General features: G+C 69.4%; 17 protein-coding genes and 1 pseudogene. 4 read left to right on the top strand and 14 right to left on the bottom strand.

The genetic code is table 11. The annotated features are described in order from the left end of the window. Positions 1-6 precede the first annotated feature (6 nt). The 3 genes from AC6LJ2_RS02505 to AC6LJ2_RS02515 all read right to left on the bottom strand — a co-directional run bounded on the left by AC6LJ2_RS02505 (position 7) and on the right by AC6LJ2_RS02515 (position 2,435). Positions 7-720, bottom strand: a complete 714-nt coding sequence (locus AC6LJ2_RS02505; RefSeq protein ID WP_498150684.1) for an ABC transporter ATP-binding protein — start codon at positions 718-720, stop codon at positions 7-9. Beyond that, positions 717-1,835 (bottom strand): porin, encoded by a 1,119-nt coding sequence (locus AC6LJ2_RS02510; protein WP_498150685.1) that lies wholly within the window; start codon positions 1,833-1,835, stop codon positions 717-719. Before AC6LJ2_RS02510 ends, AC6LJ2_RS02505 begins: the two co-directional genes overlap by 4 nt. Positions 1,836-1,955: 120 nt before the next feature. Beyond that, complete coding sequence (locus tag AC6LJ2_RS02515; RefSeq protein ID WP_263914480.1) at positions 1,956-2,435, bottom strand: Lrp/AsnC family transcriptional regulator; 480 nt, start codon at positions 2,433-2,435, stop codon at positions 1,956-1,958. A 178-nt stretch (positions 2,436-2,613) separates the two neighbouring features. Here AC6LJ2_RS02515 and AC6LJ2_RS02520 point away from each other — a divergent pair, with 178 nt between their 5' ends. Next, positions 2,614-3,906, top strand: coding sequence for a cystathionine gamma-synthase family protein (locus AC6LJ2_RS02520; RefSeq protein WP_263914481.1), 1,293 nt, complete (start codon positions 2,614-2,616; stop codon positions 3,904-3,906). Positions 3,907-3,939: 33 nt separating this feature from the next. Here AC6LJ2_RS02520 and AC6LJ2_RS02525 read toward each other — a convergent pair. Next, positions 3,940-5,480: pseudogene (locus AC6LJ2_RS02525) on the bottom strand (MFS transporter). A 95-nt stretch (positions 5,481-5,575) separates the two neighbouring features. Between AC6LJ2_RS02525 and AC6LJ2_RS02530 the strand changes: the two are divergent. Then, positions 5,576-6,451 carry a LysR family transcriptional regulator gene (locus tag AC6LJ2_RS02530; RefSeq protein WP_498150686.1) on the top strand — a complete coding sequence of 292 codons (876 nt, stop codon included), beginning with the start codon at positions 5,576-5,578 and terminating at the stop codon, positions 6,449-6,451. A 69-nt stretch (positions 6,452-6,520) separates the two neighbouring features. Here the strand turns inward: AC6LJ2_RS02530 and AC6LJ2_RS02535 are convergent, their stop codons facing one another. The 4 genes from AC6LJ2_RS02535 to AC6LJ2_RS02550 form a co-directional block, all read right to left on the bottom strand. Beyond that, the gene (locus tag AC6LJ2_RS02535; RefSeq protein ID WP_263914485.1) at positions 6,521-6,967 is read right to left on the bottom strand and encodes a universal stress protein; all 447 of its coding nucleotides are present in this window, start codon (positions 6,965-6,967) and stop codon (positions 6,521-6,523) included. 108 nt (positions 6,968-7,075) lie between these two features. Beyond that, positions 7,076-7,762 carry a GntR family transcriptional regulator gene (locus tag AC6LJ2_RS02540; protein WP_263914486.1) on the bottom strand — a complete coding sequence of 229 codons (687 nt, stop codon included), beginning with the start codon at positions 7,760-7,762 and terminating at the stop codon, positions 7,076-7,078. A gap of 222 nt (positions 7,763-7,984) precedes the next feature. After that, a complete protein-coding gene (locus tag AC6LJ2_RS02545; RefSeq protein WP_498150687.1) occupies positions 7,985-9,391 on the bottom strand; it encodes a dipeptidase in 1,407 nt (468 codons plus the stop codon). Between the two features lie 73 nt (positions 9,392-9,464). Beyond that, positions 9,465-10,439 carry a Bug family tripartite tricarboxylate transporter substrate binding protein gene (locus tag AC6LJ2_RS02550; RefSeq protein ID WP_263914488.1) on the bottom strand — a complete coding sequence of 325 codons (975 nt, stop codon included), beginning with the start codon at positions 10,437-10,439 and terminating at the stop codon, positions 9,465-9,467. Between the two features lie 133 nt (positions 10,440-10,572). Between AC6LJ2_RS02550 and AC6LJ2_RS02555 the strand changes: the two genes are divergently transcribed. Beyond that, the gene (locus AC6LJ2_RS02555; RefSeq protein ID WP_263914489.1) at positions 10,573-11,484 is read left to right on the top strand and encodes a LysR family transcriptional regulator; all 912 of its coding nucleotides are present in this window, start codon (positions 10,573-10,575) and stop codon (positions 11,482-11,484) included. A gap of 213 nt (positions 11,485-11,697) precedes the next feature. Next, complete coding sequence (locus AC6LJ2_RS02560; protein ID WP_263914490.1) at positions 11,698-12,747, top strand: pyridoxal-phosphate dependent enzyme; 1,050 nt, start codon at positions 11,698-11,700, stop codon at positions 12,745-12,747. 100 nt (positions 12,748-12,847) lie between these two features. Here AC6LJ2_RS02560 and AC6LJ2_RS02565 read toward each other — a convergent pair whose 3' ends face one another. Genes AC6LJ2_RS02565 through AC6LJ2_RS02590 form a run of 6 tightly spaced genes read right to left on the bottom strand, consistent with a single transcriptional unit; the run spans position 12,848 to position 21,516 of the window. Beyond that, positions 12,848-13,831 carry a tripartite tricarboxylate transporter substrate binding protein gene (locus AC6LJ2_RS02565; protein ID WP_263914491.1) on the bottom strand — a complete coding sequence of 328 codons (984 nt, stop codon included), beginning with the start codon at positions 13,829-13,831 and terminating at the stop codon, positions 12,848-12,850. A 43-nt stretch (positions 13,832-13,874) separates the two neighbouring features. Continuing rightward, the gene (locus AC6LJ2_RS02570) at positions 13,875-15,806 is read right to left on the bottom strand and encodes an acyl-CoA synthetase (RefSeq protein ID WP_498150702.1); all 1,932 of its coding nucleotides are present in this window, start codon (positions 15,804-15,806) and stop codon (positions 13,875-13,877) included. Positions 15,807-15,823: 17 nt separating this feature from the next. Then, positions 15,824-16,957, bottom strand: a complete 1,134-nt coding sequence (locus AC6LJ2_RS02575; protein WP_498150688.1) for an acyl-CoA dehydrogenase family protein — start codon at positions 16,955-16,957, stop codon at positions 15,824-15,826. A 9-nt stretch (positions 16,958-16,966) separates the two neighbouring features. Then, positions 16,967-18,169 (bottom strand): acyl-CoA dehydrogenase family protein, encoded by a 1,203-nt coding sequence (locus tag AC6LJ2_RS02580; protein WP_263914495.1) that lies wholly within the window; start codon positions 18,167-18,169, stop codon positions 16,967-16,969. Between the two features lie 11 nt (positions 18,170-18,180). Then, positions 18,181-19,362: an acetyl-CoA C-acyltransferase gene (locus AC6LJ2_RS02585; RefSeq protein ID WP_175220413.1), complete on the bottom strand. Its 1,182-nt coding sequence runs from the start codon at positions 19,360-19,362 to the stop codon at positions 18,181-18,183. 33 nt (positions 19,363-19,395) lie between these two features. Then, positions 19,396-21,516 carry a 3-hydroxyacyl-CoA dehydrogenase NAD-binding domain-containing protein gene (locus AC6LJ2_RS02590; RefSeq protein ID WP_498150689.1) on the bottom strand — a complete coding sequence of 707 codons (2,121 nt, stop codon included), beginning with the start codon at positions 21,514-21,516 and terminating at the stop codon, positions 19,396-19,398. Between the last annotated feature and the right edge of the window lie 84 nt (positions 21,517-21,600).

Below are 21,600 nucleotides of genomic sequence, written 5' to 3' on the forward strand. Positions count from 1 at the left end.
GGCATTTTAGGCAGAGTCCCGGGGTTTGGACATGACAAGGTCGGCGATGCGGCCGTGCGCCATGCGGGCGATCGTGTGCGCCAGGGCATGGGCTTCCTCGTGGTCATGGGTGACATAGACGGCGGTGGTGCCGAGCCGGCGCAGCAGTGCGCCGATCTCGACGCAAAGCGATTCGCGCAGGGCCCGGTCCAGGTTGGACAGCGGTTCGTCGAACAGCAGCACGCGCGGCCGCGCCACGATGGCGCGGGCCAGCGCCACGCGCTGCTGCTGGCCGCCGGACAGGTCCGACGGGCGGCGCGTGGCGTGCTGGTCCAGGCCGACCAGGGCCAGGGCTTGCTGCACTCGGGCGGGCCGCTCGCGCCGCGGCACCCCGCGCATTTCCAGCGGAAAGGCGACGTTCTGCGCCACGCTCAGGTGCGGCCACAGGGCGTAGTCCTGGAACACCATGCCCAGGCCGCGGCGTTCCGGCGGCTCGTGGCGCCGCGCGTCGCAGACGGTGGCGCCGCCGAAGTCGATGCGGCCGGACTGCGGCCGCAGCAAGCCCGCCAGGGCCTTGAGCAGGGTGCTCTTGCCGCAGCCCGACGGGCCGAGCAGCGCCAGGACGGTGCCCGCGGGCACGTCCAGGTCGACGCCGTCCAGCACGGTGTGGCCGTTGAAGGCGTGCCGCAGGCCGCGCACGGCAATCGCCGTGCCGCCCGCGGTGGGATCAAGCGCGCTCAAAACCGGTGCCGCAGGCCGAGGTTCAGGCCGAACTGGTTCTTGCCCGGCTCGACGTTGGCGCCGTACTTGCCGCCGATGACGCTCTGCGACGACTTGTCGTCGTTGACCGCGTAGGCCGCCACCGCATACACCGTGGTGCGCTTGGACAGGTCATATTCGTTGCCCAGCACGAACATGGTCGACTTCTGGCCGGTGCCCGCGGCTTGCGCGGCGGGGCAGACGGCGTTGTTCATGTCGTCGCAGACGGCATCGTCCAGGTGATACACGGTGAACGACAGTCGGTTGTTCTGCACCGGCAGGTAGGTGAAACCCAGCCAGGTCAGGTTGTTCTTGTAGTTGCGCTGCGTCAGCTTCTGTTCCAGCCAGCGGTAGCCGCCGTACAGCTTGAAGCCGTCGAAGTCGTACGACACGCCGGCCACGATGCGGTCTTCGCGGTTGTCGCTGTTGGCGCCCTTGGCCGGCTTGTCGGCGTTCTTGGAGTGGTACAGCAGTCCGGCGTCCAGGCCGCCGGACTGATAGCGCACGCCGCCGCCGATCATGCGGCCCAGCGTCTTGTCGTCGAACGATTGTTCGTTGTTCCAGCCGAAGCTGTAGTAGCCGCCGACCGACACGGGGCCGAACTTGCCGACGTACATGACGGCGTTGTCGGTGCGGTCGGAGAATGCCGCGTCAGGGCGCTTGATCGAGAAGTTGGCGTTGTCGAACGGGTTGTACTTGCTCATCCATTCGATCATCAGCGTGTTGTGGCGGCCCAGCGTCAGGCGGCCCCAGTCCTTGCTGGCCAGGCCCACGTAGGCCTGGCGGCCGAACAGGCGTCCGCCCTGCATGGTGGTGCCGTTGTCGGAATCAAAGCCGTTTTCCAGCACGAACACGGTGGACAGGCCATCGCCCAGGTCTTCGGTGCCGCGCAGGCCCCAGCGCGAACCGCTGAGATTGCCCGTGGCCAGGCCGGTCTTGCTGTTGCCGCCCGGACCGTTGTTGACGTATTGCAGGCCGGTGTCGATCAGGCCGTACAGCTGGACCGAGGGGGCGGTGGCCGCCGCCGAGAGGGCGGGGCAGAGGGCGAAGACGGACAGGCAGGCGCCAGCCGCCGCAATGCGGAGCGTCGATTTCATAACAGGAAGTCCTCTTTGGGATTCAATCGGAATCGACACTCTATTTTTCGGTCGCTACAGCTTCATGACACCTCTGGCGGCTGTGGTTTTCTGGCGCAAGGGGGCACGCCGCGGCAAGCGCTACAGATGCAGCTTGGTCGACGACTTCACTTCGTGCATCGACAGCGTGCTGAGCAGTTCCTTCACGCCGGGCAGCGTGCGCAGGCGGTTGCGCACGAATTCGGAATAGGCGTCGAAGTCGCGCGCCACGATGTGCAGCAGGTAGTCGTGCTGGCCGGTGGTGTTGTGGCAGGCCAGCACTTCGGGCATGGCGGCCACCGAGGCCTCGAAGGCGTGGCAGGTTTTCTCGGTGTGGTTGTCCAGCGAGATGCTGACGAAGGCCACCACCCCCATGCCCAGCGCGCGGCGGTCCAGGATGGCCTGGTAGCCGCGGATGACGCCCGAGGTTTCCAGGCGCTTGAGCCGCTTCCAGCAGGGCGAGGCGGACAGCGACACGCGCTCGGCCAGTTCGGCGTTGGACAGGCGACCATCTTCTTGAAGGATTTTCATGATTTTCCAATCGATCGCGTCAAGTTGATGTAACAAGGCAGTGTCTTTCATGGTTGGTGAGTTATGGGAAACAATATTTCTCATTATCCGATCTCGACAGCAGAAATGGAAAGAAAATTGTGGCCGGGGCGGCCCATACTCGCTGCATCGCCCGGCGGGCGGCGCTATCGTGTCCGAACGAGCACGTTGCCCGCAGGTAGGCCGCAATTCCCCCAAAGAGAGGCACACCATGAGTTATTCCAGTTATCACAAGAAAGACATCTTCGGCCGTCCGCTGCACGCGGAAACGCAGATGATGTCGTATGGCTTCGACCCCTTCCTGTCCGAAGGGGCGGTCAAGCCGCCGGTGTTCCTCACGTCGACCTTCGCGTTCCGGTCGGCCGAAGACGGCGCCGAGTTCTTCGACCTGGTGTCGGGCCGCAAGCCCTTGCCGCAGGGCGAATCGGCCGGGCTGGTGTACAGCCGCTTCAACCATCCCAACCTGGAAATCGTCGAAGACCGCCTGTCCTTGCTGGACGGCTCGGAAGACGCCGCGGTCACGTCCAGCGGCATGTCGGCGATCAGCGCGGTGTTCCTGGCATTCCTGCGGCCGGGCGATCAGCTGGTGCAGTCCGTGCCGCTGTACGGCGGCACCGAAACGCTGATCGCCAAGATCTTTCCGGAATGGGGCATCGGCTCGCATCCGATCCATGACGGCCTGTCGGCGCAAAGCATGCGCGACGCCCTGGAAGCCGCCGCGGCCAAGGGCCCGGTGCGCCTGTTCTATGTGGAAACGCCGGCCAACCCGACCAACGCGCTGATCGACTTCCAGGCCATGACGGCCGAGCTGGACGCGTTTGCGTCGCGCCACGGCTACCGCCCGATCTCGGTGTGCGACAACACGCTGCTGGGACCCATCTTCCAGAAGCCGGCCGAGCAGGGCGTGGACCTGTGCGTGTATTCGCTGACCAAATACGTCGGCGGCCACAGCGACCTGGTGGCCGGCGCGGTCACTGGCACGAAAGAGCTGATCAAGAAAGTGCGCGCCATCCGCAGCGCCTTCGGGTCGCAACTGGACCCGCATTCGTGCTGGATGATCACGCGCTCGATGGAAACCGTGGTGCTGCGCATGAAGCAGGCCGCGCGCAGCGCGACCAAGGTGGCGCAGTGGCTGGCGGGCAATCCGCACGAGAAAGTGCAGATCTTCCATCCGGAAATGATCGCGGACGACGCCTACCAGGCCGTCTACAAGCGCCAGTGCACCGGCCCGGGGTCGACCTTTGCGTTCGTGCTGGACGGCGGGCGGCCCAAGGCGTTTCGCTTCATCAATGCGCTGCGCCTGTTCAAGTCGGCGGTCAGCCTGGGCGGCACCGAGTCGCTGGTGTGCCATCCCGCGTCCACCACGCATTCGGGCGTGCCGGCCGCCGAGCGCGACGCGGCCGGCGTGTCCGAAGGCCTGATCCGCATTTCGATCGGCCTGGAGCACGAAGAAGACCTGATCGCCGATATGGACCAGGCCTTTCGCACTGCGGTCATGAAATAGCTGCCCGCCCGCGCGACGGCGTCGGGCGCAGGATCAGCCCGCCGTCGCCCCGCGTGACCGGGCGCCGCCGCGCAGCCGGTTCAGCAGCACCAGGATGGCGGTGCCCAGCAGCATCACCGTGGCCGTGGCGATGACCCGTAGCCCGCATCGAAAGCCGTGCGGGCCAGGTGCGCCAGCGAGGCGCCCAGGTCGGCCGACAGGCCCTCGGCCACGATCAGGGCTTCGTCCAGGCTGTCGCGCGCGGCGCCCGCGCCGGCGGCCGGCAAGCCCGCCGGCACATCCAGCGTGTGGGCATACACGCCCGACAGGATCGAGCCCATCAGCGTCACGCCCAGCGCGCCGCCCAGTTCGTACGACACTTCTTCGATGGACGCGGCCATGCCGGCGCGTTCCGGCGTGGCGCTTTGCATGATGGTGCTGGATGCGGCCGTCATGGTGGCGCCGATGCCCACGCCCAGCACGCACAGGCTGGTCATCTGCGCGGCCAGGGCGCCATCGAAGCTGAACAGGTAGCCGGCCATGCCCAGGCCCGACACGAGCAGCGACACGAACAGCAGCCGCGCGCCGCTCACGCGCGACAGCAGCCAGCCCGCCAGCGGTCCGGCAATGAAGGCAGCCAGCGGCAAAGGCAGGATGTACAGCGCCGCGTCGATCGGCGACATGCCCAGCACCAGCTGCAGGCGCTGGCTGAAGACCAGTTCCATGCCCAGCAGGGCGGCCGCGGCGAACAGCGCCGACGCCACCGCCGAGCTGAAACTGGGGTTGCGGAAGATGGCGAAGTCGATCAGCGGGTAGGGCCGCGCGCGCTGGCGCCGCACGAAGACGGCCAGCATCGCGGCGCCGCCCACGCAGGCCAGCCCGGCATGCAGCCAGGACGGCTGGGCGCGGCCCAGTTCCTTCAGGGCGTACGCCGTCAGGATCAGGCCCGCCATGACCTGCAGCGAACCGGTCAGGTCCCACGGGCGCTGGCGGTCGGGGCGGCTGGCCGGAATGTAGCGGCGCGCCAGCGGCAGCGCCAGCAGCACGATGGGCAGGTTGATGAGAAACACCGAGCCCCACCAGAAGTGTTCCAGCAGCACGCCGCCGATGACCGGGCCCAGCGCGGCGCCGCCCGAGGCGACCGAGGCCCACACGCCGATGGCGACGGCGCGCTCGCGTTCGTCGGTGAAGGTCAGGCGCAGGATCGACAGCGTGGCCGGCATCATCATGGCCGCGCCGATCGCCAGCACGGCGCGCGCGGCGATCAGGGCGCCCGGGTTGGGCGAATAGGCCGCGGCCAGCGAGGCCGCGCCGAACACCACCAGGCCCATCATGAACAGGCGCTTGTGGCCCAGGCGGTCGCCCAGCGTGCCCATACCCAGCAGCAGGCCGGAAACCACCAGCGCGTAGATGTTGACGATCCAGAGCTTGGACGAGGCCGTCACGCCGAGTTCGTGCGTGAGCCGGGGCAAGGCGGTATAGAGCACCGTCATGTCCACCACGATCAGCAACAGGGCGCTGGACACGATGGCCAGCACGAGCCAGCGGCCAGGGGCGGCTGGGGCGACAGCGTGGGTAAGGTTGCGCTGCGTCATAGGGATACTCCTGTAAGGCCGCCATTATCTATCTACATAATTTCTATAAAAAGTTTGATTGCATCTATAAAATAGATGGATTGAAAGGGGCCATCATGAACTGGACGTTGGATCAGCTGAGGCATTTCGTGGCGGCGGCCGACGCGGGCTCGTTCTCGGCGGCGGCCCGGCAACTGGGCCGGGCGCAATCGGCCGTCAGCACGTCGCTGGGCCTGCTGGAGGCCGACCTGGGGGTGGAACTGTTCGACCGCTCGCGCCGCAACGCCACGTTGACGCAGGCGGGCCAGGTGCTGCTGCAAGAGGCGCGCGAACTGCTGCGCCAGGCGGCGGGGCTGGAGCAGCGCGCGCTGTCGTTCGCCGCCGGGCAGGATGCGCGCCTGTGCGTGGCGCTGGACGAAGCCTTGCCCTACCTGGTGCTGGGCGAACTGGTCAAAGAGGTGTCGGCGCGCTTCCCGGCGCTGGAACTGACCCAGCTGAACGGCACGGCCACCGAAGTGGCCGACTATGTGCAGCAGGGCCGCGCCAGCGTGGCGTTTCATTTCGACCGGGGGGATCCGGGGGCGGCGTTCGCCCATCGCTATCTAGGCGACGTGGGGCAGGGCATCTTCGTGGCGCGTGGGCATGCGCTGGCCGCGCTGCGCGACGTCACGCGCAACGACCTGGCGCGGCATCGCCAGCTGGTGATGCAGATGGACGGCGTGCAGGACGTGGTGATGAGCCCATCAGCCTGGCGTTCGGACAGCTTCTACAGCATTGCGGCGATGGCGGCCGACGGCCTGGGCTGGGCGATCCTGCCGCTGAACATCGCCGAATACGAGGGCTATCGCAACGATCTGGTCGGCGTGCCGTGTGCGGGCCTGTCCCTGCCGCCGCTGTCGGTGCGCACGCTATGGCTGCAGGGCCGCAGCCCCAGCCCCACCGAACAGTGGATACAGGAAAGAATGGGGCAATTGCTGCGTCCGGGGGCGTGATCGTGCCGCCGCCGCGAGCCGGCATGCCTGCCGGCCCGCGGCGCCGTCAAACACCGCACGGGACGACGCTCAAGCCTGCTTGCGGTACACCAGCACCGGCGTCGTGGAATGCGCCAGCACCTTCTGCGTCTGGCTGCCCAGCACCACGGCGGCCATGCCGCGGCGGCCGTGCGAGGCCATGGCGATCAGGTCGCAGCGGCGGTCGCGGGCGGCGTCGATGATGGCCTGGTAGGGGTCTTCGTGCGTGGCGCGCAGCGTTTCGCACGGCACGCCGGCTTCGCGCGCCTGCGACGCCGCCGCGCTCAGCAGGCGTTCGGCCTGGGCGCGGATCTGGTCCTGGTATTCGTTCAGGTTGTGGGCCACCTGGGCCGCGCCCATGGCAAACACATGAAAGGGCTCTTCGACGGTCAGGATGGTGACCTGGGCCCCCAGCGCGCGGGCCAGGTCCAGGGCTTTGACGACGCCTTCCGTGGACAGCGGCGAGCCGTCCGTGGGGATGAGGATGTGCTTGTACATGATGTCTCCCGTGCTTGTGCCGCGGCCCCCGCGAATGGCGGCCGTCTACGTACCACTGTATCGGGCGGCCATGTGGCACAAGTTGAGCGGGATCAAACTCGCTGCACGTCAGCTGAGCAGGGCGGTCACCAGGTCGCCGCCGGCGCGGTCGTCTTCGTTGAAGTCCAGGGCGGTCTGCACGTGTTCCAGGTGCTCGTCCATCAGCGCGCAGGCGCGTTCGGCGTCGCCGGCGCGCGCGGCCTCGATGAAGGCATGGTGTTCGCGCGACGAGCAACTGGCGTCGTGCGAGCTTTGATACAGCACGGTAATGACGGCGCTGCGCGCCGACAGTTCGCGCAGCATGCCCGTCAGCACCGAATTGCCCACCGTCTCGGCCAGCAGGATATGGAAGTCGCCCAGCAGGCGGTTGCGTGCCTGCACGTCGCCGCTTTCCACCGCGGCGCGTTCCTCGGCCAGGTGGGCGTCGATGCGGCGGTAGTCGGCGGCGGTGGCCCGCGCCACGAATTCGCGCGCCAGCGCCGCTTCCAGGATGCGGCGCACGGCGTAGACCTCGCGCGCCTCGTTGGCGTCGGGCTTGCTGACGAAGGCGCCCTTGTCGGGCACGATGTTGATCAGCTTGTCCTTGGACAGCATCAGGAGCGCCGCGCGGATCTTGGTGCGGCTGACCTTGTAGACCCGCGCCAGGGCCTCTTCGCGCAGACGGGTGCCCGGGGGCAGGCGGTGGGCCACGATGGCGGCGGCGATGGCGCGGGCGATATCGTCGGCACTGGGGTCGGGAAGGGCTTGCTCGGTCATTGGGCGCGGCAACAATGGCCGACAGGGGAGAACGCAGGGCAGTCAGTCTAGCAAAAACGCGTACAGGAAAGGCAACATTTATTGCATACCAAACCTGTGCGCGAATGCGGTGGCGGCGCCTTGGCCCCGCTGGCGCCCCGGCGCTGGCGCGCGCAGGCCAGGAACGGCCGGGCCCGCGGCGCCAGGGCGCCGCGCCTGCTGACCGCGTGTGGCGGCCGCCCGTCAGCCCTGCCTGAACGCCGCCGGCGTATAGCGGCTCAACGCGTCCAGCAGCCGCGTCCAGGCCTGCACGCCTTCGCGGATCGAACCCAGCCGGAAGAACTCATTGGGGGCATGCACGTCCTCGTCCGGCAGGTTGAAGCCGAACATCAGCGTGTCGATGCCCAGCGTTTCCTTGAACAGCGACGTGATCGGCACGCTGGCGCCCAGCCGCACGTGGATCGGTTCCTGGCCGGCGCTGGCCCGCAGCACGTCGCTGGCCGCGCGTACCAGCGGATGCCGGGGCGCCAGGGTCGAGGCGGGCGAACCGTCGGTCAGGGCGGTCACGTCCAGCGCGCAGCCGGGCGGGCAGGCGGCTTGCAGGTGGGCCAGCACGGCGCGGATGACCCGGGCGGGGTCCTGGCCCTGCACCACGCGCACCGTCAGCTTGGCCGCGGCCTCGCACGGGATGATGGTCTTGGTGCCCGCGCCGGTGTAGCCGCCCCACATGCCGTTCACGTCCAGCGCCGGGCGCAGCGTGATGCGTTCGCGCGGGCTGTAGCCGGGCTCGCCGTGGCTGGCTGCGCCCACGTCGGTGAAGAAGGCGGCTTCGTCGTACGGAAAGGCGGCGGTGTCCTGGCGCTGGCGCGGCGTGGGCGGCGTGGCGTCGTCATCAAAGCCGGCCACCGCCACGCGGCCGTCCGCCGCGTGCAGCGTGGCCAGCAGCGCCGCCATTTCGTGCAGCGCATTGCGCACGCCACCGCCGTAACGGCCCGAATGCAGGTCCTTGCCGGCCGTGCGCAGGCGGATTTCCAGCGCTGCGTGGCCGCGCGCGCCGGTATTGATGGTGGGCACCTGCGCGCTGGCGCGGCCGCCGTCGGCCGACAGCACCGCGTCGGCGGCCAGCAGCGGCCCGTGGCGCTGGATCAGGGTGCGCAAGGTGGGGCTGCCGGTTTCTTCCTCGCCTTCGATGAAGAGCTTGATGTTGACCGGGCAGCTGCGCAGCGTGGCCAGGTAGGCGAACACCACTTCCAGCGCGACCGTGGTCGACCCTTTGACGTCGGACGTGCCGCGGGCATACAGCCGGCCGTCGATCTCGGTGGGTTCGAAAGGCGGCGTGCGCCACAGGTCCAGCGGATCGGCCGGCTGCACGTCGTAATGGCCGTAGATCAGCAGCGTGGGCTTGCCGGGCGCGCCCAGCCATTCGCCGTAGACGGCCGGCTCGCCGCCGCCGTCCAGCAACTGCACGTTGGCCAGGCCTTCGCGGCGCAGCCGTTCGCACAGGAAGTCACGCGCTTGCGCCATGCCTGGCGCAAAGGCCGGATCGGCACTGACGCTGGGAATGCGCAGGAAGGCCTTGAGCCAATGCTCGATCAGCGGCTGGCGTGCTGCAAGATGCGCCAGCACGGGCTGGATCAGGGTGTCGGACATGCGGAACTCCATGGATCGGAATGCAGGCCCCCGCGGCGGCCGCGCGGGGCGAGTAAGAGGAAGCGCCGGGCGCTCAGTCCGCCGTGAAACCGCTGGCGCGCACCAGTTCGGTCAGGGCGGCGGTCTGTTCGGCATAGAAGGCGGCGCTGTCGGCCAGGGTCTGCGGATCGAACAGGATCTTGCCCTGGGCCAGCAGCGTTTTGCGCGCCGCGGGATCGGCCAGGGATGCCTCGACGGCGGCATGCAGCTTCTGCACCACCGCGTCGGGCGTGCCCTGCTTGACCAGGTAGGCGGTCCAGATGGCGTAGTTGAAGTCTTTCAGGCTGGCGCTTTCCTGCACGCTGGGCACGTCGGGCAGCGCCGCCAGGCGTTCGCGGTTGAGCGTGCCGATGATCCTGAGCCGACCCTCGCGCCGCAGGTCGTCATAGTTGGCCTGGTACGGCATGATGGCAAAGTCGATCTGGCCGCCGGCCATGTCGGTGATCAGCGGCGCACCGCCGCGGTACGGAATGTGCGTCAACGGGACACCGGCGCGGCGCGACAGCGCTTCGGTGATCAGGTGGATCATCGACCCGGCACCGCCCGATCCGTACGTCAGCGGCACGCTGCGCGCGCGCGCCATGGCCACCAGTTCGTCGACATTGGCCGCGCCCAGGTCGGCGCGGGTCACCACCACATACGGCGAGGTCGCCACCGGCGCGATCATGCGGAACGCTTCCGGCTTGTACCTGACCGACTTATTGGTCAGCCCGGCCAGGATCAGTTCGTTGGGCGAGCCCTGGAACAGGTAATAGCCGTCGGCCCCTGCGCCCAGCACGCGGTTGGCACCCAGCGCGCCGTTGGCCCCGCCCAGGTTTTCCACGATGACCTGGCCGCCCAGCGCCTGCGCCATCGGGCCTTGCAGCGCGCGGGCGGTGATGTCGCTGGCCGCGCCGGCCGGGTAGGGCACCATCAGCGAGACGGGGCGGGCGGGGTAATCGTCGGCCCGGGCAATGCCCGCGCCCAGCGCGGCCACGATGGCTACAGCGGAAAACAGCAGCTTTTTCATGAAGGTCCCTTGGTGTGTCGTAGTGTTTTCCAGAATGCTAGAAGCGGTGATTTCATCTGTCCAATCGATTGATTGGCTGATTACAATGCGTTTTATGCATGGTTTTGTGCCCACCTGACGAGGCGATCCACTCATGAACCTGTCGCAACTGGCCCACCTGGTGGCGCTGCTGGAAACCGGCTCCTTCACCCGGGCGGCCGAAGCGCTGCACCTGTCGCAGCCGGCGTTCAGCCGCAGCATTCAGTTGCTGGAAGCCGAATTGGGCGCGCCGCTGGTCGATCGCATCGGCAAGCGCAACGAGGCCACGCCGCTGGGCCGCCAGGTGGCGCAGCGCGCCCGCCGCGTGCTGGCCGAAGTGCACGAAATCCGCCGCGAAGCCGAGATGCTGGCGCAGGGCCAGACCGGCTCGGTGGCGTTGGGCCTGGGCGCCGCGCCCAGCGCCTTGCTCAGCGTGCCGCTGATGCGCCGCATGCTGCACGGCCACCCCGCGCTGCGCGTCAAGCTGTCGCGCGGGCCCACCGATTCGCTGCTGGTCAGCCTGCGCGAACGCACGCTGGATGCGCTGGTGGTGCATGTGCGCACGCTGGACAACGACGCCGACCTGGACGTGGCGCCGATGCCGGCGCTGGCCTCGGGCTTTGTCTGCCGGCCCGGCCACCCGCTGTTGCAAGGCCCGCGGCCGTCGCTGCCGCAGGTGCTGGCGTATCCGGTCATGTCCACCGGCCTGTCGCCCGAGATCGCCCGGCGCGTCGCCGCGGCCAGGCCAGAGGGTTTTGCGCTGCACCGGGAAAGCGAAGACATTGCCTGCCTGCTGGATATCGCCGCGCAGTCGGACGCCGTGTTCCTGGGCGTGCTGGCGTCGGCGGCCTCGCTCGTGGCAGCGGGTGTGCTGGCGCGCGTGCCGCCGCCGGCCGATTTCGACATCGCCGCACACTTCGCCTTCGTCACGCTGCGCGGCCGCAGCGAAAGCCCCGCCACCCGCATCGCGCGCGACATCTGTTTCGACCAGATCGGCCAGGCGGCGCAGGGATTGCCTGCGGCCTGATGCGGCGGCACCGCGATTGCTGTCGAGCGCTACACAATCGCCCTGACAGACATGATGAATCGCGGGGCGGTCTTGGCGTATCCTGCTGGGGTCTGCTGGCGTCTTGCGCGCGGATGTCCGGGCTGACATCCGCACGGCTTGACGCCGACGTCCGCACTGACTTCCGGGCTGTCCATCGGCCTGCCTTCATCCCTGCTTTTCGGAAACCCCTCCATGGCCATCGATCTTGCCGCTGCGCTGCAGCGCTTTCCCCGTTACGCCTTGCTTGACGGCCCCACGCCGATCCAGCGCCTGGCCCGCCTGGAAGCGGCCCTGGGCACGGCGGCCAATGGCGTGCGCCTGTACGTCAAGCGCGACGATCACATGTCGCTGGGCGGTGGCGGCAACAAGCTGCGCAAGCTGGAATTCCTGCTGGGCGAGGCGCGCGGCATGGGCGCCGACACGGTCGTGACCGTGGGCGGCCTGCAATCGAACCACGCGCGCCTGACGGCGGCGGCAGCCGCCCGCGCCGGCCTGGCCTGCGAGCTGGTGCTGGGCCGCGTCGTGCCGCGCAGCGATGCCGACTACGAAGAAAACGGCAACATGCTGCTGAATCGCCTGCTGGGCGCGGTGGTGCATGACCTGCCGGCCGGCGCCGATGCCATGGCCGCGGCGCTGGAACGCGTGCGCACGCTGGAACTGGCCGGCCGCCGCGTCTACCTGGCGCCGCTGGGCGGGTCCACGCCCACGGGCGCGCTGGGCTACGCGGCCTGCGCGCTGGAAATCCTGGCGCAGTCGCGCGAATCCGGCGTGGAATTCACCCGCGTGGTGGTGGCCAACGGCAGCGCCGGCACGCACGCCGGGCTGGCCGCGGGCATGATCGCGGCGGGCAAGCCGGCGGCGACGGTGCAATCGTTCTCCACGCTGGCCGAGCAGGCGGTCGCCCACGCCAAGACGCTGGATCTCACGGCCGCCACGCTGGCGCTGCTGCAGGCCGGGCCGGATGCAGAGCAGGCCGCGCCAGAAGCCCTGGCACCGGCCGACATCGTGGTGGACGGCAGCCAGCGCGGCCCGGGCTACGGCGTGCCCACCCCGGCCATGGTCGAGGCGGTGGAATTGCTGGCCCGCAGCGAAGGGCTGCTGCTGGACCCGGTGTATTCCGGCAAGGCCTTCGCGGGCCTGTTGGCCGACGTGCGCGCCGGCCACCATGCGCCGGATGCCGCCGTGCTGTTCGTGATGACGGGCGGCGCCCCGGGCCTGTACGCGTACAAGAGTGCCTTCTGAAAAGCACAGGCGGGGCCAGGCTGCGCGCCAAGCCCCGCCTTGACTCCTGGCCTTTGACCCCCTCGCACGCCGGGCCGAAGCCGCCCGGCGCGCGGCGGCGTCAATCCTTCGCCATCAGCCCCAGGTACTCGATCAGGCCCTTTTCCTTCGTGTAGGTGGCCTGCGCCCACGCCTTGTAGTCGGCGCTGTCGCGGTAGACGGGTTCCTGGTTCAGCTGCTTCATCACGTCCAGGCTGGCCGGATCGAGCAAGGCCTTCTTGAAGGCATCGTGCAGCACCTTGACCACCGCCGGGTCCATGCCCTTGGGGCCGGCCAGGCCGTACGGCGACGTGGAACTGACCTTGTAGCCCAGTTCCAGCGCGGTCGGCACGTCGGGCCAGCGGGTGGTGCGCTTTTCGCCGAAGGTGACCAACAGGCGCATCTTGCCCGAGTCCACGAACTGGTCCCAGCCGGTGCCGTCGCTTTGCGCCATGACGTGGCCGCCCAGCAGCGCCTGCTGCATGTCGGCGTTGCCCTTGTAGGGCACGTGGTTCAGCTTGACCTTGGCATTGAGGGCGACTTCTTCCATCAGCAGGTGCGGCGACGACCCCACGCCGGTCGAGCCGTAATCGACGCTGCCCGGGTTCTTGCGCGCGGCCTCGATGTATTCGTTGAAGGTCTTGAACGGCGAATCGGCGCGCACGGTGACGCCGAAGGTATAGCCCGACAGCCCGATGATGAAGGTGAAGTCGTTGATCGGGTCCCAGGTGGTCTTCTGCATGTAGGGCATGCGCAGCATGGCCAGGGTGTATAGCGCGACCGTGTAGCCGTCGGGCTTGGCGGTGCGCGACATGGTGGCCGGGCCCAGCGTGCCGCCGGCGCCGGGGCGGTTTTCGATGATGACCGTCTGGCCCAGGTACCTGGACGCGTCCTGCGCCACGATGCGCAGGTGGCGGTCGGTGGACCCGCCGGCCGGGAACGGCACGATCACGGTGATGGGCTTGGTGGGAAAGGCGCTTTGCGCCGACGCGGCGGGGGCCAGTGCGATGCCGGCCAGCGCCAGCAGGGCAGCCAGGCAGGTGCGGCGCAGGGGGGGGTGGACCATGATGGGGTTGTCTCCTGTGTGTTTTTTATGGGGGCGCCAGTCGTCAGCCGTGGACGGCGACCTTGACCGGCAAACGGGCCAGCGCCTCGCGCAGCTGCTCCTTCAGCGGCGCGGGGGTGGTTGCGTCGACTTCTACGGCGACGTCAGGTTGCGCGTCGGCCAGCACGCGCAGGACAGCACTGTCCGGCGGCAGGCCGGCGCTTTGCAGCACCCGCTCGACCACCGCCTGCACCGACACGGCCGTGGCCAGGCGGCGCAGGTCGGGCTTGTAGATCTTGCCCACGTTGGTCATGGGCATGTGTTCGAGCACGATGACCCGCTTGGGCCGCGCGGGGCCTTCGTCGACATGGGCGGCGGCATAGGCCACCAGGTCGGCTTCGGACACGTCGGCGCCCTCGGCCAGCGTGACGAAGGCGATGGGCAGTTCGCCGGCGTAGGGGTCGGGCGCGCCGACGGCGGCGCAGATGTGCACCGCGGGGTGCGTGGCCAGGGCGTCTTCGATGGTCTTGGGGTCGATGTTGTGGCCGCTGCGGATGATCAGGTCCTTGGCGCGGCCTTGCAGGTGCAGACGGCCCTCGGCGTCCAGCACGCCCACGTCGCCGCTGATCAGCCAGCCGTCGTCGGTGAAGGCGCGCGCGGTGTCCTCGGGGTCGAGGAAACCCGGAATCACGTTGGGCGACTTGAACAGCAGCATGCCGGGCTGGCCCGGCGGCAGGTCGCGCGCGGGCTGGCCGGCGGGCGTGTCCAGCGCGGCCACGCGCACCTGCACGTAGGGCAGCGGAAAGCCCACGCAATTGACCGGAAAGCGCGAGCCCGGCGGCGTGATGGACGTGATGCCGGCCATTTCGGTCATGCCCAGGCTTTCGTTCACGTGCAGGCCGAACAGCCGTTCGAAGCGCGCAGCCAGCTCGGCCGGCAAGGGCGCGGCCCCCGTGCGGCAATAGCGCAGCGAGGAAATATCGGCCCCGGCCAGCGGAATGTCGGCCAGCGCGGCCAGGATGGTGGGCACGCCCTGCAGCGAGGTGGCGCGGTGGCGCTCGACCAGCCGCCAGTAGTTGCGCAGCACGTCGCGGTTGCGCAGCAGCAGCGTCGTGGGGATGACGGTCTGCACGCCGGCCGACAGCGCCGCCAGCGAGGCCGGCAGCACGCCCGCCACATGGAACAGCGGATAGCCGTTGATGACCACGTCGCCCGGCCCGGCGCCTTGCAGCTGCACGGCGGCCCAGGCGGTGAAGACCTGGTTGGCGTGGGTGTGGATGGCCAGCTTGGGCGCGCCGGTGGTGCCGCCCGTATGGAAATACGCCGCCACGTCTTCGGCGCGGATGACGCGTTCGCTGACCAGGCGGTCCATCGGCTGCCCGGCCCGCGCCGCGTTGAAGTCCTGCGCGAAGTCCGGCAGGGTGGGGCGCTGGTCGGGCGCCTCGTCGTGCGGCGCCACGCGCAGCAGCGTCTTCAGGGACGGCACGCGTTCGACCAGGCGCAGTGCCTTGGACCAGGCGCCGCATTCCGCGTCCGAGCCGTAGGCGATCAGCACCTTGGCTCCGGCGGTGGTCAAGAGCGAGGCCAGCTTGTCGTCGGTCAGCAGCGGGTTCAGGGGCTGCACGATGCCGGCGGCCTCGGTGCCCCACAGCGCCAGGTGGTATTCCAGGCAGCCGGGCAGCAGCACGCCCACCGCGTCGCGCGGCCCGACGCCCAGGCGATGCAGCAGGTTGGCGGTCTGGTGGATCCCGGCCAGCAGCTCGTTGTAGCTCCAGTGGATGGGCGAGTCGTCCGGGTCGGCGCTGCGCAGGAAGGTGAGCGCCTTGCGCGCGCCAAAGGCCGCGGCCGAATTGCGGAAGATCTCGTAGGTGCTTTGCACCGTCAGCGTGTCGGCCAGCGGCCGGGCCGCCAGGCGTGCGACGTCGGCGGCGGTCTTGACCGGAAACGGCGCCGAAAAGGGCGGGGCGATAGGCGGGGCGGCGTAGGCCTGGGTCATGGTCGTGTCCTTGCCGATCATGCCTGCCCCAGCGCGATGTAGCGCCGCAGGTGGTGGTCTTCGTCGCCCAGTTGGTGGTCGATCATGACCAGGCGCTTGGCGTAGTGCGCCAGCGGCAATTCCCAGGTCATGCCGATGCCGCCGTGCAGCTGGATGCTTTCTTCGGCCACCAGCGTGCCGATGCGGCCGATGGTGTATTTGGCGGCCGACAGCGCGCGTTCGCGGGTGACGCGGTCGGGGTGGTCCAGCGCCGCGGCGGCGTTGATGACCGCCGAACGCGCCTGCTCGATTTCCAGCAGCACGTCGGCCATGCGGTGTTGCAATGCCTGGAAACTGCCGATGGGCACGCCGAACTGACGGCGCGTGCGCAGGTATTCCAGGGTGGCGTCGCGGGCGCAGTCCATGGCGCCCACGGCCTCTGCGCACAGCGCCAGGATGCCGCGGCCGGTGGCGTGTTCCAGCACGGCGTAGCCGGCGCCGGCCTCGCCCAGCAGGCTGTCCGGGCCCAGGGCGACCTGCTCGAACGTGAGCTCGGCCGCGCGGCCGCCGTCGATCAGGCCATAGCCGCGCGCCGTCAGCCCCGGCGTGCCGGCGCTGACCAGGAACAGGCTGATGCCGGCCTCGTCATCGTCGGCGCCCGCCGTGCGGGCCGACACCAGGAACAGGTCGGCATGCTCGCCCGCCGCCACCACGGCCTTGGCGCCATTCAGGACCCAGCCGTCGCCGCTGCGTTCGGCGCGCGTGCGCACGTCGGACAGCGCGTAGCCGGATTGCGGCTCGGCCGCGGCCAGCGCGGCGGTGATGCCGCCGGCGATCAGGCCGTCCAGCGCGTCGCGCTGCGCGGCGTTGCCGACCCGCGCGATGGCGCTGCCCACCATCAGGGCGTCCAGCAAGGGTTCGAGCACCAGGCCGCGGCCCAGCGCCTCGAACACCACGGTAATGTCAAAGCCCGCGCCGCCCAGGCCGCCGTGTTCTTCGGCGAACAGCGCGCCGATGGCGCCCAGTTCGGCGTAGCGGCGCCAGAAGTCGGGGCTGTAGCCTTGCGGCAGCCTGGCGTTGCGCTCGCGGGTGGCGAAGTCGTATTGCTCTGCGACAAAGCGGCGCAGCATGTCGGACAGCATGCGCCGGTCTTCGGTGTGTTCAAAGTTCATGGCCGGCCTTTACAGTCCCAGGATCATCTTCGAGATGATGTTCTTCTGGATTTCGTTGGAGCCGCCGAAGATCGACAGCTTGCGGTTGTTGAAGTACTGCGCCGCGGCGCTGTCGGCGCCGTCCGGGCCGATGGGCGCGGCGTCGTAGCCGTCGTGCAGCGCTTCGGGCACGAAGGGGCGGGCGTAGGGGCCCATGGCGCGGCGGTTCAGCGCCGTGATTTCCTGGCGGATCTGGGTGCCGCGGATCTTCAGCATCGAGCTTTCGGCGCCCGGCGCGCCACCGCCGGCCGCGGCCGCCACCACGCGCAGGTTGGTGGTGCGCATGTTGGCCAGTTCGATTTCCACCCGCGCCAGCCGGGCGGCAAAGTCCGGGTCCTGGTCCAGGGGCTTGCCGTTTTTCTTCTGGCTGGCCGCCACCGCCTTCAGGCGTTCGAGCGCGGCGGTGGATTGGCCCACGCCGGCAATGTTGGTGCGTTCGTAGGTCAACAGGTACTTGGCGCAGGTCCAGCCGCGGTTCTCTTCGCCCACCAGGTTCTCGACCGGCACGCGCACATCGGAAAAGAACACTTCATTGACTTCGTGTTCGCCGTCCAGCGTGATGATGGGGCGCACTTCGATGCCGGGGCTGGCCATGTCGATCAGGAGAAAGCTGATGCCTTCCTGGCGCCGGCCTTCGCTGGACGTACGCACCAGGCAGAAGATCATGTTGGCGTACTGGCCCAGGGTGGTCCAGGTCTTCTGGCCATTGACGACGTAGTGGCGGCCGTCGTCGCTGCGTACGGCGGTGGTCTTGACGGACGCCAGGTCCGAGCCCGCGCCGGGTTCGGAATAGCCCTGGCACCACCAGTCGGTGCCATCCAGGATGCGCGGCAGCCAGTGGCGCTTCTGGGCCTCGTTGCCGTACTTGATCAGCACCGGGCCCAGCATGCTCAGGCCGAACGGCACGATGCGCGGCGCACCGGCCAGGGCGCATTCGTTGTCGAAGATGAACTTCTGCGTGGTGCTCCAGCCGGTGCCGCCATGCTCGACGGGCCAATGGCTGGCCAGCCAGCCCTGGCGGTTCAGGATGGCGTGCCATTCGACCATGTCGGCGCGCGCCAGCAGCTTGCCCTGGATGACCTTGTCCGACAGGCGCGTGGGCAGGTGGGCGGCCAGGAAGGCGCGCACTTCATCGCGGAAGGCGTTTTCTTCGGGGGTGAATTCCAGATCCATGACGCGGTTCCTCAGTAGATTTCAAACAGGCCGGCCGCGCCCATGCCGCCGCCCACGCACATCGTGACGACGGCGTAGCGGGCGCCGCGGCGGCGGCCTTCGATCAGCACGTGGCCGGCCAGGCGGGCGCCGGTGACGCCGAACGGGTGGCCCAGCGCGATCGAGCCGCCGTCCACGTTCAGGCGGTCCATGGGGATGCCCAGGCGTTCCTGGCAGTACAGGGCCTGCGAGGCAAAGGCTTCGTTCAGTTCCCACAGGTCGATGTCCTGGACTTTCAGGCCATGGCGGGCCAGCAGCTTGGGCACGGCGTAGACCGGGCCGATGCCCATTTCGTCGGGCTCGCAGCCGGCCACGGCCAGGCCGCGGAAGGCGCCCAGCGGTCGGATGCCGGCGCGCTTGGCTTCATCTGCTTCCATCAGCACGCAGGCCGCGGCGCCGTCGGACAGCTGCGAGGCGTTGCCGGCCGTGACGAACTGGCCGGCGCCGCGCACCGGGGCCAGCGCGGCCAGGGCCTCGTAGGTGGTGCCGGGGCGGTTGCAGGTGTCTTTGTCGATCGTCACTTCGCGCTCGGTCACGGCGCCGGTGGCGCGGTCGGTGACCGACATGGTGGTGGTGACGGCGATGATTTCCTCGCGATAGCGGCCGGCGGCCTGGGCCGCTTCGGTACGCGCCTGGCTTTGCGCGGCGAAGCGGTCTTGCGCCTCGCGGCTGATGCCATAGCGGGCCGCGACGATGTCGGCGGTCTCGATCATGGGCAGGTACAGCTCGGGCTTGTTGGCGACGATCCAGGGGTCCATGCCGCTGACGCCATCGTCGCGGGTGCGGATGTGCGACACGCATTCGACGCCGCCCGCGATCATGGCGGGCGCGCCGTCCATGACGATGCGCGCCGCGGCCGAGGCGATGGCCTGCAGGCCCGAGGCGCAATAGCGGTTGACGGTGGCGCCGCCGATGCTCACGGGCAGCCCGGCGCGGATGACGGCCTGGCGGCCGATGTTGCGGCCGGTGGCGCCTTCGGGGTAGCCGCAGCCCAGGATGGCGTCTTCGATCAGGGCCGGGTCGATGCCGCTGCGCTCGACGGCGGCGCGCACGGCGTGGGCGGCCAGCGTGGGGCCGGCGATCAGGTTGAATTCGCCGCGTTGCGCCTTGGTGATGGGCGTGCGGGCGGTGGAAACGATAACGGCTTCGCGCATGTCGGTATCCGGGTAGGTGAAAGGGGTGGGGCGTCAGCCGGCGGGGTTCAGGCTGGCGAAATCGCGTCCGGATTCGGCCAGCTGCACCAGCAGCGGCGACGGCTTCCAGAACGCCGGGTCTTCTTTCGCAAACGCGCGGATGTCGGCCAGCACGTTCGCCAGGCCCACGCGGTCGGCGTAGTGCATCGGCCCGCCGCGATAGCGCGGAAAGCCGTAGCCGGACAGGAACACCATGTCGATATCCGACGGGCGCAGCGCGATGCCCTGGTGCAGCACGTTGGCGGCTTCGTTGATCATGGCGGCCAGGTAGCGGCGCTGGATGTCTTCGTGGCTGAAGGGGCGCGGGGTGACCCCGGCGCGCTGGCGCTCGGCTTCGATGATGGCCAGCACGTCCGGGTCGGGCGTGCCGGTGCGCGCGCCATCGGGGTACAGGTAGAAGCCGCGGCCGGTCTTCTGGCCGAACCAGCCGCGTTCGCACAGGCGGTCGGGAATCTGCACGTAGCGCAGGGCCGGATCGCGGGTGGCGGCGCGGCGCTTGCGCGTGGCCCAGCCGATGTCGCCGCCGGCCAGGTCGGCCATCTGGTAGGGCCCCATGGGGTAGCCGAATTCACGCACGGCGGCATCGATGTCGTAGGGCGACGCGCCGTCTTCCATCATCATGTCGGCCGCCTGGCGGTGCACGGCCAGGATGCGGTTGCCGATGAAGCCGTCGCACACGCCCGCGCGCACCGGAATCTTGCGCAGCCGGCGGGCCAGTTCAAAGCCGGTGGCCACCGTGTCGGCGCCCGTCTCGCGACCCACCACCACTTCCAGCAGCTTCATGATGTTGGCCGGCGAAAAGAAGTGCAGCCCCAGCACGTCGGCCGGGCGGCCGGTGCCTTGGGCGATGCGGTCCACGTCCAGGTAGGACGTGTTGGTGGCCAGCACCGCGCCCGGCTTGGCCACGCGGTCCAGTTGCGCGAACACGGCCAGCTTGACGTCCATGTCCTCGAACACGGCCTCGATGATCAGGTCGGCGCCGGCCAGCGCGTCGTAGTGCGTGGCGCCGGTAAAGCGCGCCAGCCGCGCGCGGCGTTCGTCGGCCGTCATGCGGCCTTTTTTCACCAGCAGGTCGTAGACCTGTTCGACCCGCTTGCGGCCGCGCTCCAGCGCGGCGTCGTCCTGTTCGACCATGACGGTGGGCAGGCCGGCGTCCAGCAGCGCCACCACGATGCCCGCGCCCATGGTGCCGCCGCCGATCACGCCCACGGTGTCCAGCGGGCGCGGCTGGGCTTCTTTCAGTTCGGGAATCTTGGCGGTGTCGCGTTCGGCGAAAAAGGCGTGGATGAGGCCGGCGCGCTGCGGGCTGTCCAGGCATTGCAGGAACAGCGCGCGTTCGGTGCGCAGGCCTTCGTCGAAGGGCTGCTCGATGGCGGCGCGCACGGCGTCAACGATCTTGGCGGGCGAGAACAGGCCGCGGGCGGTGCTCGCGACCTGCTGGCTGGCGGCGTTGACGGCAGCCAGCGCGGCGGCCTTGTCGTCCAGGGCGCGGCCATCGCGGCTGCGGCGCGGCTGGGTGCCTTGCGCCAGCAGGCGGCGGGCGTAGTCCAGGCCGGCGGCCAGCGGGTCGGCGCCGGAGGCGAGTTCGTCGACCAGCCCGGCGGCCACCGCCGCCGGCGCGGCCAGCGGCTTGCCGGACAGCATCAGGTCCAGCGCGGCCTGCGCGCCGATCAGGCGCGGCGTGCGCTGGGTGCCGCCGGCACCGGGCAACAGGCCCAGCGTGACCTCGGGCAGGCCCAGCTTGGCGCTGGCCAGCGCCACGCGGTAATGCGCAGCCAGCGCGACTTCCAGGCCGCCGCCCAGCGCGGCGCCTTGCAGCACCGCCACCACCGGCTTGGCGCAGGCTTCGATGCGGTTGCAGACGTCGGGCAGGCTGGGCGGCACGGGCGGCTTGCCGAATTCGCGGATGTCGGCGCCGGCAATGAAGTTCTTGCCCGCGCCGGTCAGCAGCACCGCCCGGACCTGCGGGTCGGCTTCGGCTTCGTCGATGGCGCGTGCGAGGCCGCCGCGTACCGCGAAGCTGAGGGCATTGACGGGGGGATGGTCGAGGGTGACGACAAGAATGTCGCCGTCGCGGCGCGTGTGCACCGCGCCGGCGTTTGCGCTGGCTGTCATGGGACAGTGTCTCCGGTAGGGCTCGCCGCCCGCGCTGGCCTGGACAGGGTGCGCCGACATTGAATCGCGCGGGGCTTTTCAAGC

This window comes from Achromobacter sp. 1014246743 (assembly GCF_059760725.1).

Excerpts from the sequence above, each read along its gene's own strand:
- AC6LJ2_RS02555 (WP_263914489.1), top strand. The coding sequence starts at position 10,573 with ATGAACCTGTCGCAACTGGCCCACCTGGTGGCGCTGCTGGAAACCGGC.
- AC6LJ2_RS02560 (WP_263914490.1), top strand. The coding sequence starts at position 11,698 with ATGGCCATCGATCTTGCCGCTGCGCTGCAGCGCTTTCCCCGTTACGCC.
- AC6LJ2_RS02575 (WP_498150688.1), bottom strand. The coding sequence starts at position 16,957 with ATGAACTTTGAACACACCGAAGACCGGCGCATGCTGTCCGACATGCTG.
- AC6LJ2_RS02550 (WP_263914488.1), bottom strand. The coding sequence starts at position 10,439 with ATGAAAAAGCTGCTGTTTTCCGCTGTAGCCATCGTGGCCGCGCTGGGC.
- AC6LJ2_RS02545 (WP_498150687.1), bottom strand. The coding sequence starts at position 9,391 with ATGTCCGACACCCTGATCCAGCCCGTGCTGGCGCATCTTGCAGCACGC.
- AC6LJ2_RS02520 (WP_263914481.1), top strand. The coding sequence starts at position 2,614 with ATGAGTTATTCCAGTTATCACAAGAAAGACATCTTCGGCCGTCCGCTG.
- AC6LJ2_RS02530 (WP_498150686.1), top strand. The coding sequence starts at position 5,576 with ATGAACTGGACGTTGGATCAGCTGAGGCATTTCGTGGCGGCGGCCGAC.
- AC6LJ2_RS02515 (WP_263914480.1), bottom strand. The coding sequence starts at position 2,435 with ATGAAAGACACTGCCTTGTTACATCAACTTGACGCGATCGATTGGAAA.
- AC6LJ2_RS02510 (WP_498150685.1), bottom strand. The coding sequence starts at position 1,835 with ATGAAATCGACGCTCCGCATTGCGGCGGCTGGCGCCTGCCTGTCCGTC.
- AC6LJ2_RS02580 (WP_263914495.1), bottom strand. The coding sequence starts at position 18,169 with ATGGATCTGGAATTCACCCCCGAAGAAAACGCCTTCCGCGATGAAGTG.
- AC6LJ2_RS02570 (WP_498150702.1), bottom strand. The coding sequence starts at position 15,806 with ATGACCCAGGCCTACGCCGCCCCGCCTATCGCCCCGCCCTTTTCGGCG.
- AC6LJ2_RS02565 (WP_263914491.1), bottom strand. The coding sequence starts at position 13,831 with ATGGTCCACCCCCCCCTGCGCCGCACCTGCCTGGCTGCCCTGCTGGCG.
- AC6LJ2_RS02535 (WP_263914485.1), bottom strand. The coding sequence starts at position 6,967 with ATGTACAAGCACATCCTCATCCCCACGGACGGCTCGCCGCTGTCCACG.
- AC6LJ2_RS02585 (WP_175220413.1), bottom strand. The coding sequence starts at position 19,362 with ATGCGCGAAGCCGTTATCGTTTCCACCGCCCGCACGCCCATCACCAAG.
- AC6LJ2_RS02540 (WP_263914486.1), bottom strand. The coding sequence starts at position 7,762 with ATGACCGAGCAAGCCCTTCCCGACCCCAGTGCCGACGATATCGCCCGC.
- AC6LJ2_RS02590 (WP_498150689.1), bottom strand. The coding sequence starts at position 21,516 with ATGACAGCCAGCGCAAACGCCGGCGCGGTGCACACGCGCCGCGACGGC.